Here is an 18,456-nt window from a genome sequence, read left to right as displayed (position 1 = left end):
TCAAAAGCTTATATTACGTTGAGGCGGCGATGCGACTTTTGCGGGTATTACCGGCCAAGCGCCAGCGCGATCAGGCCGAGCGTGCCGACGATGACGCGCCACCAGGCGAACAGCACGAAGCCGTGGCGGGTGACGTATTCCAGGAACGTCTTCACCACGATGATCGCGGTGATGAACGACACCACGAAGCCGATCGCGACGATGTTCATGTGGTCCATCGTCATCTCGGACCGGTTCTTGTAGAAGTCGTAGGCGAACGCGCCGATCATGGTCGGGATGGCGAGGAAGAACGAGAACTCCGCCGCCGCGCGCTTGTCTGCGCCGAGCAGCATCGCCGCGACGATGCTGGCGCCGGAACGCGACACGCCCGGGATCATCGCCACGCATTGCGCGATGCCGATATAGAGATACATCAGCAGCGGAAACTTGGTGGCATCGTGCTCGCGCGGCTTCAGATTGAGCCGGTCGACCCACAGGAGAATGGCGCCGCCGACGATCAGCGTGAAGCAGACGACCCACGGATTGAACAGCACGCTCTTGATGTATTTGCCGGCGAGCAGGCCGACGATGACCGCGGGCAGGAACGCGACCAGCACACCGATCACGAAACGGCGCGCATAGACATCCCCGGTGAACATGCCGATCGAGACGTCCCACAACTTCCTGAAGTACAAGCCGACGATCGCGAGGATCGCGCCGAGCTGGATCAGGACGGTAAACGAATCCCAGAAGGCGCCTTCGCCAAGGCCGAAGAAGCGCTCCGCGAGCAGGAGGTGACCTGTCGATGAAACGGGAAGGAACTCAGTCACGCCCTCGATGATGCCGAGGATCACTGCCCGTATTGTGTCTGACATATTTACGGTCCATTTCGGCTGGAAAAGCGGGGTTCTTCTCGCCTATTCGTCCCGCTGCGGCAATCGCTAAATGCGATATCACGGCTTGTCTTGCGGTTTTGAGGGGCTAGTGTGGCGCCGAAGAAAACATTGATGGATTCTTAAGCACCATCAAATAGTCACAGGCTGCATGTTTACGCTGTTTCATCATCCGTTCTGTCCGCATTCGCGCTTCATCCGCCTGATCGTGGGCGAATACGGGCTCGAGCTGCGGCTGACCGAGGAACGCACCTGGGAACGGCGCGAAGCATTTCTGCTGCTCAACGCGGCGGGCACGACGCCGGTGCTGGTGGACGAAAAGGAGCCGCCGATTCCGGGCGCGGCGATCATCGCCGAATATCTCGACGAGGCCTATGGGCAAGGCATGGGCGTCAAGCGCTTGATGCCGAACACGATCACCGAGCGCGTCGAGGTGCGCCGGCTGATGGCCTGGTTCAACGAGAAATTCTTCGAGGAGGTCTCCCATCCGCTGGTGACCGAGCGCATCTACAAGCGCTTCATGAGCGAGGAGAACGGCGGCGGCCCGCCGTCGGCCGACGTAATGCGCGCCGCCAAGGCCAATGTGCGGTATCATCTGGCCTACATCGGCTGGCTGGCGCAGACGCGCAACTTCCTCGCCGGCGACCGGTTAACCTATGCGGATCTCGCCGCCGCAGCGCATCTTTCGGCGATCGACTATCTGGGCGACGTGCCATGGAGCGAGGACGACGCAGCAAAGGCGTGGTACGCGCGGGTGAAATCCCGCCCGTCGTTCCGCCCGCTGCTGAGCGAATGGCTGGCCGGCGTGCCGGCGTCGCGGACCTATGTGGATCTCGACTTCTGAACTCTGCGTCTGATCTGTCCGATCTGAAGGCTGCGCTTGCGCGCGAGGCGCAGGCGCTCGGCTTCGACTGCATCGGCATCACCGCACCCGGCACGATCGAGAATGCCGGAAAGTACTTCCTCGAATTCATCGCCTCGGGCGGCCATGGCGACATGGACTGGCTTGCTGCGCAGCCCGAGCGCCGGGTCGATCCGCGCGGGCTGTGGCAGGACGTGCGCTCGGTGATCATGCTCGGAGTGAACTACGGCCCCGACCAGGATCCACTGGCGATCCTGCAAGAGCGCACGCGTGCGGCGATCTCGGTCTATGCGAAAGGCGACGACTATCACGACCTGATCAAGAAGCGCCTGAAGGCGCTGGCGCGCTGGCTGGTTGCGACCGCGCCGTCCGAGGTGAAGGTGTTCGTCGACACCGCGGCCGTGATGGAAAAGCCGCTGGCGCAGGCGGCGCATCTGGGCTGGCAGGGCAAGCACACCAATCTCGTCTCGCGCGAATTCGGCTCATGGCTGTTCCTCGGCGCGATCTACACCACGCTTGAGCTGCCGCGCGACGACGCGGAGATCGATCATTGCGGCTCCTGCCATGCATGTCTCGACATCTGCCCGACCGCGGCATTCCCCGCGCCCTACAAGCTCGATGCGCGCCGCTGCATCTCGTACCTGACCATCGAGAACAAGGGACCGATCCCGCGCGAGTTTCGCAAAGCAATCGGCAACCGCATCTATGGCTGCGACGATTGCCTTGCCGCCTGTCCCTGGAACAAGTTTGCCCAAGAGGGCCGCGAAGCAAAGCTCGCAGCACGCGACGTGCTGCGCGCGCCAAAGCTTGCCGAACTGGCGCGCCTCGACGACGCCGCGTTTCGCGCGCTGTTCGCGAAATCGCCGGTGAAGCGCATCGGCCGCGACCGCTTCGTGCGCAACGTGCTGATCGCGATCGGCAACTCGAGTGATGTCGCATTGGCGGAAGAGGCGCGGCGTTCGCTGGATGATGCGAGCCCGCTGGTGCGTGGGGCCGCGGTGTGGGCGTTGGGGCAGTTGTTGTCGCGCGAGGAGTTTGCGGCGCTGGGCGCAAATGCAATCGCAAGCGAGTGCGATGAGAGTGTGTGTGAGGAGTGGCGGGCCGCTTCCTAACACTCCACTGTCATGCCCCGCGAAGGCGGGGCATCCAGTACGCCGCGGCTTCTCCGTACCCGTCACTGTCTCTGGAATACTGGATCACCCGCTTTCGCGGGTGATGACAGCGGAGGATGAGGGGAACGCGTGGCGCTCCTGACCCTCATCCTGAGGAGCGCGCTTGCGCGCGTCTCGAAGGATGAAGGCCGAGCTGCCGCAGCCGGGCCTGCATGGTTCGAGACGGCGCCTCGCGCCTCCTCACCATGAGGATCGGGCACCTTGATTTCCCCGCGCGATGCTTCAAGGTCGCGCATCATGACCAATATGCCTTTCTTCACCCGCGACGGCGACACATTCCATCCGACGGAAGTCGCCAATGGTCCGTGGGATCCGAAATCGCTGCACGGACGCGTCATCGTCGGCCTGCTCGGCTTCGCCATCGAGGAGCGCCATTCGAGCCAGGAATTCGTGCCGGCACGGCTCACCGTCGACATGTTTCGCCTGCCAACCATCGACAAGCCGATTCAAGTGACGACACGGCTGGTGCGCGACGGCCTGCGCATCCGCGTGGTCGAGGCGGAGCTCTTCTCCGGCGGCGTCAGCATGGCGCGCGCCTCGTGCCAGCTCCTGCGCCGGACGCAGAATCCGGATGGCAGCGTCTGGTCGCCGCCGAACTGGGATGCGCCAAAGCCCGCCGACATTCCGCCGCCGACCGACCCGCGGCTCGGCATGAACGGGAAATGGACGACGCGCCCGATCGTCGGCCACATGGGCTCGCTCGGTCCGCGCCGGCTCTGGATGAGCGAGGTGCGCGAGCTGATCGCGGGCGTTGCGATGACGCCATTCGTCCATGTCGCAACCGGCGCCGACTTCGCAAGCCCGTTCGCCAACGCCGGCGACAAGGGGCTCGGCTACATCAACAGCGACGTGACCATCTATCTGCATCGCCTGCCGGTGACGAGGTGGATCGGCTTCGAGGTGGTGAACCACCACGCCACCGACGGCGTCGCGATCGGTGAATGCTGGCTCTACGACGAACAGGGCCCAATCGGCACCGCAACGGTGGCGGCGCTGGCGCAGCGCAAGCCGATGGCGAAGCCACCGCCGCCGTAGCTCTCATCTCAAGTCGTCATTCCGGGGCACGCGAAGCGTGGGCCCGGAATCCATGCTCCCGATGGTGGTTATGGATCCGGGCCTGCGCTTACGGCGCATCCCGGAATGACGATGCGGAGAGAGCTCGCTTCCCACGACAAGAAGGAGCGAGTTACGCCAGATGCCGCTTCATCTCCGGTCTCGCCCTCAGCTCGGCGCCCTGCCTGGCGACGATCTTGGCGATGCGCTCCGGTGCGAACTTCAGGTCGACGAAGGCAGGCGCGGTATTGGCGACCTCGTGATAGCTGGCGATCTTGCCGTCGCGGAGCGTCATGATCGCCACGCCCTCGAACATCGCCCGCGCACCGTTCGCTTCAGGCAATGTCGAGCAATAGCTGAAGGTATAGCGCGCATAGAGCGTGGTGCCGTCGGAGACCGGCTCGTGCATGTCCCAGCGGAAATCCTTGGCCGTTCGATAGAACCAGTCGTCGATCATCCCCGCGATTTTTTCGCGGCCAGCGAACGCGCCGTAGAACACGTCGTGATAGACGCCATCCTCGGTGAACAGTTCGGCAAAAGCCTTGCCGTTGCGCTGCTCGACCGCGTCGCAGAAGGCACGCAGCATGGTGGTGGTCATCGGCGCTTCTCGCTCCCCATTCTCCGTCATGCCCCGCGCAGGCGGGCATCCAGCACGCCGCGGCCTCTCAGTTAGACACGTCCATCTCTGGGATACTGGATCGCCCGCCCCAGTGCGCAAGTGCGCACAAGGCGGGCGATGACACTGGTGTCTAGCAACACTTCACCCGATCTCAGCCACTGCGGCAAGGATGCGTGCGATGTCCTGCGGACGCGACAGGCGGTGATCGCCGTCCTGGATCATGGTCAGCACGACGTCGTCGGCCGGCAGGCGATGCGTCAGCGCAAACGCATGCTGCCACGGCACGTCCGGATCCTTGGCACCTTGCAGGATGCGGACGGGGCAGCCGAGGTCGATGGCGCTGCCGAGCACGAGGTGATTGCGTCCCTCCACGATCAGGTTCCGCGTGATCGGATAGGGCGAGCCGTCACCATACTCGGACGGCCTGAACCAGACGCCCTTGGTCTCGATCTCCTTCTTCACCGCGGCCGAGAAGTTCTTCCACATCAGCTCCTCGGTGAAGTCGGGCGCCGGCGCAATCAGCACGAGGCCCGCGAGCGACGCCTTCGCCTGCTGTTGCTCTGGCTCGTTCCCTTGCGCGTTCCCTTGTCGCTTCCTGATCTCGCGCGCGAGCAGAAGCGCCATCCAGCCGCCCATGGAGGAGCCGATCACAATCTGCGGGCCTTCGCAGAACTGCTCGAACACCGCCACGCTTTCCTCCAGCCAGCGTCCGATGGTTCCGTCGGCGAAATCGCCACCGGATTCGCCGTGGCCGGAATAGTCGAACCGCACCGAGGCGCGGCCGTGATCTTTGGCCCAGCCATCCAGCGCCAACGCCTTGGTACCCTGCATGTCTGATTTGAAGCCGCCGAGCCAGATCAACCCGGGGCCTTGCCCAGCGCGGCTGCGCACCGCGATCTTGCGCGCGGACGGACCTTCGCCCACATCGATGAAGCTCGGCGCGTCGGAAATCGCATTGGTCATGGAACGTTTACTCTGGTTGTGCGGTTTGAGCTGTTCGAGCATGTCCTGCAGCGCAATCCCATGTCGACATTGACCCTTTGGGACGCTTGCGGAACAGAAGCAAGGTGTCTATGTCGAGCACCGTGCCGATGGGCGTGACCAAAATGCCTCGCATTTGAGGGTTTTTCGCTTCTCGCACGAGCGACTTGCTTGCCGGCAAACGCATCTTCCTTCAAAATAGCTGCTTCCTTCACAACTTTGGAGAACCACCCATTCGTCGTCCCAATAGAGCCCCGGCCCCTGCCAGCAAAGACGGGCCGCGCATCAATGATGATATCCGCAATGCGCAGATCCAACTGATCGATCAGACCGGTGAGAACAAAGGCACGGTCGAGACCGTCGTGGCCATTCGGCTGGCCCAGGAAGCTGGCATGGATCTGGTTGAAATTTCGCCGAATACCAGCCCTCCCGTCTGCAAGATCATGGACTACGGGAAGTACAAGTATTCCGCTCAGAAAAAAGCCGCCGAGGCCCGCAAGCGGCAGAAGACCGTCGAGATCAAGGAGATCAAGCTCCGCCCGATGATCGACGACCACGACTATGACGTGAAGATGCGCGCGATGCAGCGGTTCTTCGAAGAGGGCGACAAGGTCAAGATCACGCTGCGCTACCGTGGCCGCGAGATGGCGCACCAGGAGATCGGCACCAAGCTGCTCGACAAGATCAAGAGCGACGTCGCCGAGCTCGCCAAGGTCGAGCAGGACGCCAAGTTCGAGGGCCGTCAGGTCGTCATGGTGCTGGCGCCGCGCTGACGGCAACTCTCGAAGGAATTCAACGGCCCGTCCGGATGTCCGGCGGGCCGTTTGTGTTTCAGGTCCGTGTCGCCTGCCAGGTGCCGCTGCAGCGGTCGCCGGAGATGATGCCGTGCCACGAACCAGCACCGTACACGCGAGCGAGGCGGCCGCCGCCGCTGGCGTGGGATGCGCCGACCGAGACCTGGACCGCGACGGCGCCGGCGCGATTGACCCTGCCGGAGACCCGACCGCCGCCGGCGGACGAGACGCGGCCGCCGATCACGGTGAAGGGAACACTGTAGCCAGAGCTGCAATTGCCGCGGGTGGTGGCGAAGGTGACGTTCCAGACCCCGTCGTAGCTGCCCACACGGGCGTCGGCGGCCGACAGCGGTACGGCCGCGGCGAGCGCGGCAAACAGCAGCAGATGGCGCGGGCGGGTCACGGCGGATAAAAACGAAAGCGATTGCGGGAAGTCGGCCATTTTGGTCCTCCTCTGGGCGGCGAGGCGTGGACATGGTAACCCAGAATAGTCGGCGAGCAGGTTCCGGCGGTTCATCGTTGCCATTTCGCTTCGGCTCTGCCATAAGCCCAGCCTTCATCGCCCGGCTGATTTAAGGGCTGCCGTGGCGATGTCCGTGCGGGTTTCTGCCACTGCGCAAAAACCTGAGCACAATCAACGCTCTAACGAGCATTTTTGACGGCCAGCCGCCTTCGCGGGCGGATTTCTATTGTGGCCATAGGAGAGCCAAATGCCCAAGTTGAAGACCAAATCGGGCGCCAAAAAGCGCTTCAAGGTGACTGCCACCGGCAAAGTGATGCACGCCCAGCGCGGCAAGCGTCACGGCATGATCAAGCGAACGAAGAAGCAGATCCGTCAGCTTCGCGGCACCCGCGTGCTGTTCAAGACCGACGGCGACAACGTCAAGAAGTACTTCTTGCCGAACGCCTGATCGCGTCCACGATCACATCAGCCGAGCCGCGTTTCGCGCGGTGATCCCGAACCTAAGTCATCTCTGAAGGATTTTTGTCATGTCTCGCGTCAAACGCGGTGTGACCGCCCACGCCAAGCACAAGAAAGTCTACAAGGCCGCCAAGGGTTTCTACGGCCGCCGCAAGAACACGATCCGCGCCGCCAAGCCGGCCGTCGAGAAGGCCCAGCAGTATGCCTTCCGTGACCGCAAGCGTCGCAAGCGCACCTTCCGCGCGCTCTGGATCCAGCGCCTCAACGCCGCCGTCCGTCCCTTCGGCCTGACCTACAGCCGATTTATCGACGGCCTCGCCAAGTCGGGCATCACGGTCGACCGCAAGGTGCTGTCGGATCTCGCAATCCGCGAGCCGGCTGCGTTCCAGGCGATCGCCGAGAAGGCCAAGGCTGCTTTGGCTGCCTGAAGCCTTTAGCGCTAGCGGGCCTTCGGGCCCGCGGCCTTGAGCGCCCGTTGCGAGTAACGCTGGGCGACCTCCGCCCGGCAGAACGCTGTGAACGATCGATACATGGTGCCGGATTGATTCCGGTATTTTCGGTCGCAGACGTGCATCTCGCGTTGGTAGGCCTGTTTCCGCGCACTCTTGAGGCCGGACATGAAGTCCGCCTCGCATTTCTTCTCGACGGCGGCGCCAAGCTGGACATCGCCGCTCGCGCCGTATTCGCAATCCTGGAACACCTTCATCGCGCTTTCGCAGCCCTTCTGGGCGTTGATCGTCTCGATGATCTCGTCCTGCGTCATGGATTTCTCCATGCAAACCGCGGCGCGCACGGAGGTCCCGGCGACCGACAAAGCGACGGCCAGAACGGCCAGACAGGATCTTGGAAGCATCGCGAAAGTCTCCTCGTATCCCTTGGTGCCGAGCCGATGCGCGAGGTTCAACCCAGCCGGTCGCAAGCCCGAAATGACCGGCTTTTTGCTTGACGTTACGGCCTTCGGGCGGCGACAACCCAGCCGAATTTTGGCAGCAGGGATTTGACTGTGTCTGACCTCGCAACGCTCGAAACCTCCATCCTCGACCAGATCGCCGGCGCCGGCGACGAAGCCGCCCTCGAGGCGGTGCGCGTCGCAGCGCTCGGCAAGAAGGGCTCGATCTCCGCGCTGCTTGCGACGCTCGGAAAGATGTCGCCCGACGAACGCAAGACGCAAGGAGCCGCGATCAACCAGGCCAAGGACAAGGTCATGCAGGCGCTTACTGCGCGGCGGGACGTCTTGAAGTCGGCCGCGCTCGATGCGCGGCTCGCCTCCGAGACCATCGACGTCACCCTGCCGCTGCGCGACGCGCCGGCCGAGGCCGGCCGTATCCATCCGCTCAGCCAGGTCTGGGACGAGCTGACGACCATCTTCGCCGACATGGGATTTTCGGTCGCCGAAGGTCCCGATATCGAGACCGACGACTACAACTTCACCAAGCTGAACTTTCCCGAAGGGCATCCCGCGCGCGAGATGCACGACACGTTCTTCTTCCATCCGAAGGAGGACGGCTCGCGCATGCTGCTGCGGACCCACACCTCGCCGGTGCAGGTGCGCACCATGCTGAGCCAGAAACCGCCGATCCGCGTGATCTGCCCGGGCCGCACCTACCGCATCGATTCGGACGCGACCCACACGCCGCAATTCCACCAGGTCGAAGGCCTCGTCATCGACAAGAGCTCGCATCTCGGCCACCTCAAGTGGATCCTGCACGAGTTCTGCAAGGCGTTCTTCGAGGTCGACCACATCAATATGCGCTTCCGTCCCTCGTTCTTCCCGTTCACCGAGCCGTCGCTGGAAGTCGACATTCAGTGCCGCCGCGACAAGGGCGAGATCCGCTTCGGCGAGGGTGAGGACTGGCTCGAGATTCTCGGCTGCGGCATGGTGCATCCGAACGTGTTGCGCGCTTGCGGCATCGATCCCGACGAGTACCAGGGCTTCGCCTGGGGCATGGGCATCGATCGCATCGCGATGCTGAAATACGGCATGAGCGACCTGCGCCAGCTCTTCGACGGCGACGTCCGCTGGCTGTCCCATTACGGCTTCAAGCCGCTCGAAGTCCCCACGCTCGCAGGAGGGCTGAGCTCGTGAAATTCACCCTCTCCTGGCTGAAGGAACATCTCGAGACCGACGAGCCGCTGGACAGGCTGGCCGACAAGCTCACCATGATCGGGCTCGAGGTCGAGAGCATCGAGGACAAGGCGAGGGCGCTGAAACCCTTCACCATCGCAAAGGTGATCTCCGCCGAGCAGCATCCGAACGCTGACCGTCTGCGCGTCTGCATGGTCGATACCGGAGGCGGTGCGGCGCCGGTGCAAGTCGTATGCGGGGCGCCGAATGCGCGCACCGGGCTCGTCAGCGTGTTCTCGCCGCCCGGCACCTACATTCCCGGCAAGGACATTACGCTCGGCATCGGCACCATCCGCGGCGTCGAGAGCCGCGGCATGCTGTGCTCGGCGGCCGAGTTGCAGATCTCGAACGACCACGACGGCATCATGGAATTGCCGGCCGATGCCCCCATCGGCGCTGCTTACGCCGAATGGGCGGGCCTCGGCGATCCCGTGATCGAGATCAACCTGACGCCGAACCGCCAGGACTGCACCGGCGTTCACGGCATTGCGCGCGATCTCGCCGCCGCCGACATGGGCAAGTTCAAGGACCCGACCATCAAGGTCGTGAAGGGCGAATTCCCCTGCCCGGTGAAGGTCACGGTCGAGGACGCCACGCTGTGCCCGGGCTTCGCGCTGCGCCTCGTGCGCGGGGTGAAGAACGGCGCGTCGCCGGAATGGCTGCAGAAGCGGCTGACCGCGATCGGGCTCCGTCCGATCAATGCGCTGGTCGACATCACCAACTTCATGACCTTCGACCGCGCGCGGCCGCTGCACGTGTTCGACGCCAAGAAGGTTAAGGGCAACCTCGTCGTGCGCCGCGCTCGCGACGGCGAAACGCTGCTCGCGCTCGACGGCCGCACCTACAATCTCGATCCCGCCGTCTGCGTCATCGCCGACGACCACGGTGTCGAATCGCTCGCCGGCATCATGGGCGGCGAGGCCTCGGGCTGTGACGAGAACACCACCGACGTGCTGATCGAATCGGCGCTGTGGAACGAAATCAACATCGCCCAGACCGGCCGCAAGCTCGGCATCAATTCGGATGCGCGCTACCGTTTCGAGCGCGGCGTCGATCCCGCCTTTATGGTTCCTGGCCTCGAGCTTGCGACCAAGCTCGTGATGGAGATGTGCGGCGGCGCGCCGTCCGAGACCGTCGTGGTCGGCAAGGCTTTTGGCGACGACCGCGTGATCGAATTCCCGCTTGCCGAGGTGAAGCGGCTGTCCGGCATCGAGGTGCCGCAGGTCGAGATGAAGCGCATCCTCAACCATCTCGGCTTCATGATGGCGGGCGCGGGGCCGGTGGTGAAGGTCGCGGTGCCGTCCTGGCGTACGGACGTGCACGGCAAGGCCGACATCGTCGAGGAGATCGTCCGCATCTTCGGCGTCGACAAGGTGCCGGAGACGCCGTTCGAGCGTGGCGAGGACGCGCGCAAACCCGTACTGACGCCGCTGCAGTTCCGCACGCGGCGCGTCAGGCGCGCGCTCGCGAGCCGCGGCATGGTCGAGGCTGTGACCTGGTCGTTCATCACCAAGCCGGCGGCGGAGCTCTTCGGCGGCGGCCAGCGCGAGCTCGAGGTCGCCAACCCGATTGCCGCCGACCTTTCCGATATGCGGCCGAGCCTGTTGTCGGGCCTGATCGCGGCAGCGCAGGCCAATGCCGATCGCGGTTTCGGCGATGTCGCGCTGTTCGAGGTCGGCCAGATCTTCAAGGGCGATCGTCCGCAGGATCAGTTCATGGCGGCAAGCGGCGTCCGCCGCGGCTTTGCCTCGTCCGAAGGTCTTGGGCGACACTGGTCGGGCTCGGCGATAGCGGACGTCTTCGACGCCAAGGCCGATGCGCTGGCGGTGCTGGCTGCGGCCGGCGCGCCGATGCAGGCGCTGCAAATCGTGCCCGGCGGCGCCGCGTGGCTGCACCCCGGACGTTCCGGAACGATCCAGATCGGGCCGCAGAACGTGCTCGGCTATTTCGGCGAGATGCACCCGCGCGCGCTCGAAGCGCTCGGCGCCGATGGGCCGCTGATGGCGTTCGAGGTGATCCTCGAGCGGATTCCCGAGGCTAAGAAGAGGCCGACCCGCGCCAAGCCCGCAATCGAGCTATCGGCATTCCAGCCGGTCTCGCGCGACTTCGCCTTCATCGTCGACCGTGGCGTGAAGGCCGGCGACATCGTGCGTACGGCACAAGCCGTCGACAAGAAGCTGATCGCTGGCGTCAACGTGTTCGACGTCTATGAAGGCAAGGGCATCGAGGACGGCAAGAAGTCGATCGCGATCGCTGTGACGATCCAGCCGCGCGAGAAGACCCTGACCGACCAGGAGATAGAGGCCGTCGCCGGAAAGATCGTCGCCGAAGTGACGAAGAAGACCGGCGGCACCTTGAGAGCATGATGCCGAAAAGTGTGAAGCGGTTTTCGGACAACATCATGCTCCAAGATCACAGAGCATGAGTTTTGGAGACTTTCTCCCCGGCGACGTCAGCCTCACCGTCGCGCTGGCGCTTTGCGCCATCGCTTTCGTTTCGGGCACTGCGCGCGGCTTCTCGGGCTTCGGCGCCGCGCTGATCTTCATGCCGCTCGCAAGCAGCGTCGCGGCACCGCGGCTGGTCGCCGCGCTGCTTCTCGTTATCGATTTCGTTGCGGCGGCGCCGCTTGTGCCAGACGCCTGGCGGAAGGCCGATCGCAGGGCCACTGCGGTGATCGTGCTGGGCGCGCTGATCGGCGTGCCCGTCGGCACCTATTTCCTCAGCGTGCTCGATTCCGTCACCACGCGCTGGATCATCTCCTGCTTCGTTGCCGCGTTGCTGCTTCTGCTGTTCTCGGGCTGGCGCTATCGCGGCAAGGATCACACCTGGCTGTCGGTCGGCATCGGCGGCCTCTCGGGCTTCTGCAGCGGGCTGGCGCAAACCGGCGGTCCGCCGATCGTCGGCTACTGGCTCGGCCGCCCGATTGCCCCGATTGTCGCGCGCGCCAATATCGTGCTGTTCTTTGGAGCGTCGGACTCCTTCTCGATGATCAGCTACGCGACGACGGGACTGATCTCGCGCGAATCGCTGGTGCTCTCGCTCATCGTCGGCCCGGTCTATGCCCTCGGCGTCGCCTTCGGCGCGTCCCTGTTCGGCCGCGCCAGCGAAAAGATGTTTCGCGGCATCTGCTACGTGTTGATTGCCGTGGCTGTGATCACCGGCCTGCCGGCACTGGATGGGATTTTGCGTTGAAAACTATCCAGTGTCGTCCTGGCGAAAGCCAGGACCCACTACCCCAGGATGTAGTTGTGGTGCGAAGTGGTAACCCCGAGTCTTCGTCAAACCACTCCCTGGGGTAATGGGTCCTGGAGCTGCGCTCCGCTTGTCCAGGACGACGAGCTGAGATCTGGGCGCTTGTCCGCGACGACGGCTAACGTTTTTTCCTTCGCTTGGTCGATTGCGTCGGCACGTCGGCGGGTTCGTCCCTGATCGCACCAATCCTGCGCAGCGCGGCATCAGCCGCGCGCTCGCCGCTGTCCCAGGCGCCATCGACCGTGCCCCACAGGGTCTCGTGGGTCGCCTCGCCCGCGAGGAACATACAGCCGATCGGCTCGGCGAGGACCTTTCGCGAGAGCTGGCCGCCGGGCGAGGCGGCCGACATCGCGCCCATCACGAAGGGCGAGGCATTCCAGCGCGTCGCGCTGGTCTTCTTGATCGCTGCAGACGCTTCGCCGCCGAACAGCTTTGTGATCCATTCCCGGGCAAAGGCCGCCATGGCCTGCTCGCCCTGTTCGGAAAGATCGCGGCCGAAGGAGCCGCCAACATCGATCGAACACAGCGAGGAGCCGCCGATATTGGCGAACATGAGCGCCGTGCGCGTCGAATTGCTCTGCTCGATGAGAATGTCGTCGCGCGCGAGCCCGAGCGGATTGCCCGGCAATTCCAGCATGATGTGATCGTAGCTGCCGAGCCCGAGCTTGGCCGCGGCATCGAGCGTCCGCTTCGGGATGTCGGGCGCGAACTTGATTGCTCCCGCGCTCAGCACGTTGGTCGAGACGGTGATGATGGCGGCGCGCGCCGTGATCTTGCCCGCGGGGGTCTCGACGCTGACGTCGCGATTGCTCCACGCCATCCGGCTTGCCGGCGTCGATAACGCGACCGGCACCTGTTCGCCGAGCTTGCTGATCAGCGTGCCCAGGCCCTGGCGGCAGGCGATCGCCGCGTTGCGGTCCTGCGCGCGTGCCTTGTCGATGGCCGAGAGTTCCTTGAGATCCTTGCCGGCGAAACTCGCGCCCAACAGGAACTCGGTAGCACCCGCCCAATCGCCGAGATCTTTTGGCAGTACGGCAGCGCAGGAGGTATCCAGCTTGCCGCGCGATGCCTCGTCGATCGCGCGATTGGCGCGCACCAGCGCCGCCAGAAACTCCTCGGTCTCGCCAGCGCGCGCATTGCGGCGGCCGATGCGCATCTTCTGACTGACAGGCGCAGGCGACACGTCGAGCCCGACGCCGCGCGCCAGGCGGATCATCGGGTTGGTCTCGGGATTGTGCATCCAGCGTGCGCCACGGTCGAACGGCACGCCGAACGTCGTACTATCGGTGATGCAGCGGCCTCCGATCCGGGATGCCGCTTCGACCACCACCACCTTGCGGCCCGTCGCCATGATCCGCCGGGCCGCAGCGATGCCGGCGACCCCCGCGCCGATCACGACAATGTCAGCCTCGCGTGGCAGAGGCGCGGCCATTGCGCGCAGGACCGGCGTTGCGGCAAAGGCCGCCGACGCCGATAGGAAGCTGCGGCGCGTGATCATCATGTCATGGTTTCCGGGGACTTGCGCGTAACGGGAACAGCTAGCGAACCTTGCCGTATCTGATGTTGCGCGGCAACCATCATGGTGAATCAATCGTGCTTGAGCTCACGGAACGATGAACCGAATTGCAACACGTTTCGACCATGATAGAGAAGGGAAAAAGACGGCCGGAAAAGGCCGTGGGGGGAGTTCGACATGGGGACCGTCCTAGACTCAGTCGGCAAGCTGATTGCCGCGTACCTCTCCAAGGAGGTGCCGGGCTACGAGCCGTTCACGCCGAGCGACCCCGAGCACCTGCGCGGCGTCATCCAGCAGGGCGACGTGCTGCTCGTCGAGGGCAACAATCGCATCTCCGGCATCATCAAGTATCTGACGCAGTCGACCTGGTCGCATGCCGCGCTATATGTTGGTCCGATCGAGGGCGCCGTTGAGCCCAGCGGCGAGCCGCATGTGCTGATCGAGGCCAATATCGGCGAAGGCGTCACCTCTGCGCCGCTGTCGAAATATTTCCCCTATCATACCCGCGTCTGCCGTCCGGTCGGGCTGTCCTATGAGGACCGCACCACGGTCTGCCGTTACGCGATCAACCGCATCGGCTTCGGCTACGACACCAAGAACATCGTCGACCTGATGCGCTTCCTGATTCCGCTGCCGGTGCCGCAGCGCTGGCGGCGCCGCATGATCGCGCTCGGCTCGGGCGATCCGACCAAAATCATCTGCTCGGCCCTGATCGCACAGGCCTTCGACGCAGTGCGCTATCCGATCCTGCCGAAGATCACCAAAGCCGGCAGCCGCGCAGCCCGCCGCGAGATCCTGCATATCCGCGACTCCTCGCTCTACATGCCCCGCGACTTCGACATCTCGCCCTATTTCGAAGTCGTCAAACCCACCATCGTGCACGGCTTCGACTACACAGCCCTGCACTGGGCCGACAAGCAAAAGCCGCTCGAGGAGGTGGCGGGCACGTTCAGTGTGTTTCCAGAAGCGATCAGTGCGCCGCCGCTCGTTCCTGAGGCGATTGACGAAGAAGCGCCGGTTGAAATTCCGGCTGAAGAAGTGATGACAGGCGAGGTGCCTGCACACGCCGCAAAAGATTGTCGAGCGCATAACGGCGTCCGAGCGGTTGCTGAAGAAGATCGCGATGTACCGTTCGAGGCGCCGCAGACGCGCGCGCAAGGTGGCGGCGTGAACGCCAGCCCGCGTCGTCCTGGCGAAAGCCAGGACCCATACCGCATGATCTATCGAGTTTGGGCGGTAGGAGTACCGAACGACGAGTCTTCGTCAAACTCCTCCCTGGGATAATCGCGACGAGCGCAAGCGTTCGCGCGGAGGTCCCGGCCTTCGCCGGGACGACGTGGGGGAGATATGTTGCTTGCTCTCCTCCGTCATTGCGAGCGTAGCGAAGCAATCCAGACTATCACCACGGAAAAAGATTCTGGATTGTTTCGCTGCGCTCGCAATGACGGCGAATGCGAAAACCTACCGCTCCGCCCTTCCGATCACCGCCATCAGCTCCGCGATCTTCTCGCGCTGATCTGCCTTGTCGCCGCTCGCGATCGCGTGCTCGACGCAATGGGCGACGTGATCCTTCAATATCTCTTCCTCGACCCGGCGCAGCGCCGCGCGCACCGCCGAGATCTGCGTGACGATATCGATGCAGTAACGGTCGTCCTCGACCATTTTCGACAGGCCGCGAACCTGGCCCTCGATCCGGCCGAGACGTTTTCCGACAGATGCCTTGATGTCCTTGCGCATAGGGTCTAAATACCCCTACCGGGTATAGGTTGCAAGGCCGGAGCACAGCAATGAACAACGCCGAACACAAGCATCATCACGACGCGGAAGGCGGTTCCGGATGCGGGTGCTCCGCGAAGGCGGCTCCGCCGGCCACCAGGCCTGCCGCATCCTCATGCTGCGGCGGACATGTCGATCCTGCCGGTCACGCCCATCATCATCACCACAGCGATGGTGGGGACGAGAAGGTTCGCGATCCCGTCTGCGGCATGACGGTCAATCCCGCGACCTCGAAGCATCGCTTCGAACATCAGGGCGAGACCTTCCATTTCTGCTCGGCCGGTTGCCGCGCCAAGTTCGCCGCCGATCCCGCCAAATATCTCGCCAAGGAAAAGGCGCCCGAGCCCGAAATGCCTGCGGGCACGATCTACACTTGCCCGATGCACCCTGAGATCCGCCAGGTCGGACCTGGAAGCTGCCCGATCTGCGGCATGGCGCTCGAACCGGAGGTCACGAGCCTCGATACCGGTCCCAATCCGGAGCTTGCCGACATGACGCGGCGATTCTGGATCGGCGGCGCGCTGGCGCTGCCGGCGGTGGTGCTGGAGATGGGCGGCCATCTCGCCGGTCCGCACAACTGGATCGATCCGACGCTGTCGAACTGGATCCAGCTCGTCTTTGCTACGCCGGTGGTGCTTTGGGCCGGCTGGCCGTTCCTGGTGCGCGGCTGGCAGTCGCTGATCACGCGCAATTTGAACATGTTCACGCTGATCGCGATGGGCACGGGCGTCGCCTATGTCTACAGCCTGATCGGCACCATCGCGCCCAACCTCTTCCCCGACACTTTCCGCGGCCATGAGGGCGCCGTCGCCGTCTATTTCGAGGCGGCCGCGGTCATCACGGTGCTGGTGCTGCTCGGCCAGGTGCTGGAGCTACGCGCCCGGGATGCGACGTCGGGCGCGATCAAGGCGCTGTTGCAGCTTGCGCCGAAGACCGCGCGTCGCATCGATGCCGACGGCAGCGAGCACGAGGTCGAGATCGAGGCGCTGCATGCCGGCGACCGCTTGCGCGTCCGTCCCGGCGAGAAGGTGCCGGTCGACGGCATCATCCTCGAAGGCCGCTCCTCGCTCGATGAATCCCTCGTCACCGGCGAATCCATGCCGGTCACCAAGGAGGCCGGCGCAAACGTGATCGCCGGCACGCTCAACCAATCGGGCGGCTTCATCATGCGTGCCGACAAGGTCGGGCGCGAAACGCTGCTGTCGCAGATCGTGCAGATGGTCGCCGACGCGCAGCGTTCGCGGGCGCCGATCCAGCGGCTCGCCGACCAGGTGGCAGGCTGGTTCGTACCGACGGTCATTCTCGTCGCAATCATCGCGTTCGCGGCCTGGGCCTGGTTCGGACCGGAGCCGCGGCTTGCTTTCGGCCTCGTCGCCGCGGTCAGCGTGCTGATCATAGCCTGCCCCTGCGCGCTGGGGCTCGCGACCCCGATGTCGATCATGGTCGGCGTCGGTCGCGGCGCGCAGGCCGGTGTTTTGATCAAGAACGCCGAAGCGCTGGAGCGGATGGAGAAGATCGATACGCTGGTGGTCGACAAGACCGGCACGCTGACGGAAGGCAGGCCCAAGGTGGTCGCGATCGTCCCGGCGGCAGGGTTTGCGGAGGACGAGATCCTTCGCCTCGCGGCCAGCGTCGAGCGCGCCAGCGAGCACCCGCTGGCCGACGCGATCGTCCGCGCGGCCAAGGAGAAGCAGCTCGCGCTCAGCCAGGTCGACGCGTTCGATTCGCCGACCGGCAAGGGCGCGACCGGCAAGGCCGACGGCAAGACCATCGTGCTCGGGAATGCAAGGTACTTTGCCTCGACCGGGATCGACACCAAGCAGCTCGATGCCGAGGCCGAGCGCCTGCGCCTGGATGGCGCCACCGCGATCAACATGGCCGTCGACGGCACAGTCGCCGGGCTGCTCGCGATCGCCGATCCAGTCAAGGCGTCGACGCCGGACGCGCTGAGGGCGCTCGCGGCCGAAGGCATCAAGGTGATCATGCTGACCGGCGACAACCGTACCACCGCGGAGGCGGTCGCGCGCAGGCTCGGCATCACTGAGGTGGAAGCAGAGGTCCTGCCGGATCAGAAGAGCGCGGTGGTCGCAAAGCTGCAGACGAGCGGCCGCAGCGTCGCGATGGCCGGCGACGGCGTCAACGACGCACCGGCACTGGCGGCCGCCGAGGTCGGCATCGCCATGGGCACCGGCACCGACGTGGCGATGGAGAGCGCCGGCGTCACCCTGCTCAAGGGCGACCTCACCGGCATCGTGCGTGCGCGAAAGCTGTCGCAGGCAACGATGCGCAACATCCGCCAGAACCTGTTCTTCGCCTTCATCTACAACGCCGCCGGCATTCCGATCGCGGCCGGCATCCTCTATCCGGCTTTCGGCATCCTGCTGTCGCCGATCATCGCGGCGGCGGCGATGGCGCTGTCCTCGGTGAGCGTCGTGGGCAATGCGTTGCGCCTGCGCGCGACGCGACTGTGAGCGCCGCGGAATCCGTGTAAAACGGCCGCGAGCGGCGCCAC

Annotated in this window: 18 protein-coding genes; 11 read left to right on the top strand and 7 right to left on the bottom strand. The window is 64.5% G+C overall.

The annotated features are described in order from the left end of the window. Positions 1-47: 47 nt before the first annotated feature. Positions 48-854, bottom strand: a complete 807-nt coding sequence (locus MTR72_RS13670; RefSeq protein ID WP_280967450.1) for an undecaprenyl-diphosphate phosphatase — start codon at positions 852-854, stop codon at positions 48-50. Positions 855-1,023: 169 nt separating this feature from the next. On the opposite strand from MTR72_RS13670, the gene MTR72_RS13665 reads away from it, so the two are divergent. The 3 genes from MTR72_RS13665 (at position 1,024) to MTR72_RS13655 (ending at position 3,941) form a co-directional block, all read left to right on the top strand. Further along, positions 1,024-1,716, top strand: a complete 693-nt coding sequence (locus tag MTR72_RS13665) for a glutathione S-transferase family protein (RefSeq protein ID WP_280967451.1) — start codon at positions 1,024-1,026, stop codon at positions 1,714-1,716. Continuing rightward, positions 1,665-2,846: a tRNA epoxyqueuosine(34) reductase QueG gene (gene queG, locus MTR72_RS13660; protein WP_280967452.1), complete on the top strand. Its 1,182-nt coding sequence runs from the start codon at positions 1,665-1,667 to the stop codon at positions 2,844-2,846. Before MTR72_RS13665 ends, queG begins: the two co-directional genes overlap by 52 nt. Before the next feature lie 297 nt (positions 2,847-3,143). Further along, positions 3,144-3,941 carry an acyl-CoA thioesterase domain-containing protein gene (locus tag MTR72_RS13655; protein ID WP_341510405.1) on the top strand — a complete coding sequence of 266 codons (798 nt, stop codon included), beginning with the start codon at positions 3,144-3,146 and terminating at the stop codon, positions 3,939-3,941. Between the two features lie 151 nt (positions 3,942-4,092). Here the strand turns inward: MTR72_RS13655 and MTR72_RS13650 are convergent, their stop codons facing one another. Continuing rightward, positions 4,093-4,557: a nuclear transport factor 2 family protein gene (locus MTR72_RS13650; RefSeq protein WP_280967454.1), complete on the bottom strand. Its 465-nt coding sequence runs from the start codon at positions 4,555-4,557 to the stop codon at positions 4,093-4,095. A 162-nt stretch (positions 4,558-4,719) separates the two neighbouring features. Further along, complete coding sequence (locus MTR72_RS13645) at positions 4,720-5,541, bottom strand: alpha/beta hydrolase (RefSeq protein ID WP_280967455.1); 822 nt, start codon at positions 5,539-5,541, stop codon at positions 4,720-4,722. 251 nt (positions 5,542-5,792) lie between these two features. Between MTR72_RS13645 and infC the strand changes: the two genes are divergently transcribed. Beyond that, the gene (gene infC / locus MTR72_RS13640) at positions 5,793-6,332 is read left to right on the top strand and encodes a translation initiation factor IF-3 (RefSeq protein WP_082905765.1); all 540 of its coding nucleotides are present in this window, start codon (positions 5,793-5,795) and stop codon (positions 6,330-6,332) included. A 58-nt stretch (positions 6,333-6,390) separates the two neighbouring features. Here the strand turns inward: infC and MTR72_RS13635 are convergent, their stop codons facing one another. Beyond that, positions 6,391-6,795 (bottom strand): hypothetical protein, encoded by a 405-nt coding sequence (locus MTR72_RS13635; protein WP_280967456.1) that lies wholly within the window; start codon positions 6,793-6,795, stop codon positions 6,391-6,393. 268 nt (positions 6,796-7,063) lie between these two features. Between MTR72_RS13635 and rpmI the strand changes: the two genes are divergently transcribed. Both rpmI and rplT read left to right on the top strand, forming a co-directional pair. Continuing rightward, complete coding sequence (gene rpmI, locus MTR72_RS13630; RefSeq protein ID WP_008539890.1) at positions 7,064-7,264, top strand: 50S ribosomal protein L35; 201 nt, start codon at positions 7,064-7,066, stop codon at positions 7,262-7,264. Between the two features lie 79 nt (positions 7,265-7,343). Beyond that, complete coding sequence (rplT, locus tag MTR72_RS13625; protein ID WP_027550107.1) at positions 7,344-7,703, top strand: 50S ribosomal protein L20; 360 nt, start codon at positions 7,344-7,346, stop codon at positions 7,701-7,703. Between the two features lie 11 nt (positions 7,704-7,714). Here rplT and MTR72_RS13620 read toward each other — a convergent pair whose 3' ends face one another. Beyond that, entirely contained in the window at positions 7,715-8,128 is a 414-nt protein-coding gene (locus tag MTR72_RS13620) for a hypothetical protein (RefSeq protein ID WP_280967457.1), read from the bottom strand. Between the two features lie 150 nt (positions 8,129-8,278). Here MTR72_RS13620 and pheS point away from each other — a divergent pair, with 150 nt between their 5' ends. Genes pheS through MTR72_RS13605 form a run of 3 tightly spaced genes read left to right on the top strand, consistent with a single transcriptional unit; the run spans position 8,279 to position 12,592 of the window. Further along, positions 8,279-9,361: a phenylalanine--tRNA ligase subunit alpha gene (gene pheS / locus MTR72_RS13615; protein WP_280967458.1), complete on the top strand. Its 1,083-nt coding sequence runs from the start codon at positions 8,279-8,281 to the stop codon at positions 9,359-9,361. Beyond that, positions 9,358-11,766 (top strand): phenylalanine--tRNA ligase subunit beta, encoded by a 2,409-nt coding sequence (pheT, locus tag MTR72_RS13610; RefSeq protein ID WP_280967459.1) that lies wholly within the window; start codon positions 9,358-9,360, stop codon positions 11,764-11,766. The genes pheS and pheT overlap by 4 nt, the downstream gene beginning before the upstream one ends. 55 nt (positions 11,767-11,821) lie before the next feature. Continuing rightward, a complete protein-coding gene (locus MTR72_RS13605; RefSeq protein ID WP_341510404.1) occupies positions 11,822-12,592 on the top strand; it encodes a sulfite exporter TauE/SafE family protein in 771 nt (256 codons plus the stop codon). A 178-nt stretch (positions 12,593-12,770) separates the two neighbouring features. On the opposite strand, the gene MTR72_RS13600 is transcribed toward MTR72_RS13605, so the two are convergent. Next, a complete protein-coding gene (locus MTR72_RS13600) occupies positions 12,771-14,153 on the bottom strand; it encodes a flavin monoamine oxidase family protein (RefSeq protein WP_280967461.1) in 1,383 nt (460 codons plus the stop codon). Positions 14,154-14,345: 192 nt separating this feature from the next. Here MTR72_RS13600 and MTR72_RS13595 point away from each other — a divergent pair, with 192 nt between their 5' ends. After that, positions 14,346-15,452 carry a YiiX/YebB-like N1pC/P60 family cysteine hydrolase gene (locus MTR72_RS13595; protein ID WP_280967462.1) on the top strand — a complete coding sequence of 369 codons (1,107 nt, stop codon included), beginning with the start codon at positions 14,346-14,348 and terminating at the stop codon, positions 15,450-15,452. A 177-nt stretch (positions 15,453-15,629) separates the two neighbouring features. Here the strand turns inward: MTR72_RS13595 and MTR72_RS13590 are convergent, their stop codons facing one another. After that, on the bottom strand, positions 15,630-15,905 hold the full coding sequence (locus MTR72_RS13590; protein WP_280967463.1) for a metal-sensitive transcriptional regulator: 276 nt from the start codon (positions 15,903-15,905) through the stop codon (positions 15,630-15,632). A gap of 50 nt (positions 15,906-15,955) precedes the next feature. Between MTR72_RS13590 and MTR72_RS13585 the strand changes: the two genes are divergently transcribed. Next, positions 15,956-18,415 (top strand): heavy metal translocating P-type ATPase, encoded by a 2,460-nt coding sequence (locus MTR72_RS13585; RefSeq protein WP_280967464.1) that lies wholly within the window; start codon positions 15,956-15,958, stop codon positions 18,413-18,415. The last annotated feature ends 41 nt before the right edge of the window (positions 18,416-18,456 follow it).

The organism is Bradyrhizobium sp. ISRA442 (assembly GCF_038085055.1).
GTDB lineage: Bacteria > Pseudomonadota > Alphaproteobacteria > Rhizobiales > Xanthobacteraceae > Bradyrhizobium.
This window is presented reverse-complemented; position numbering and strand designations above follow the sequence as displayed.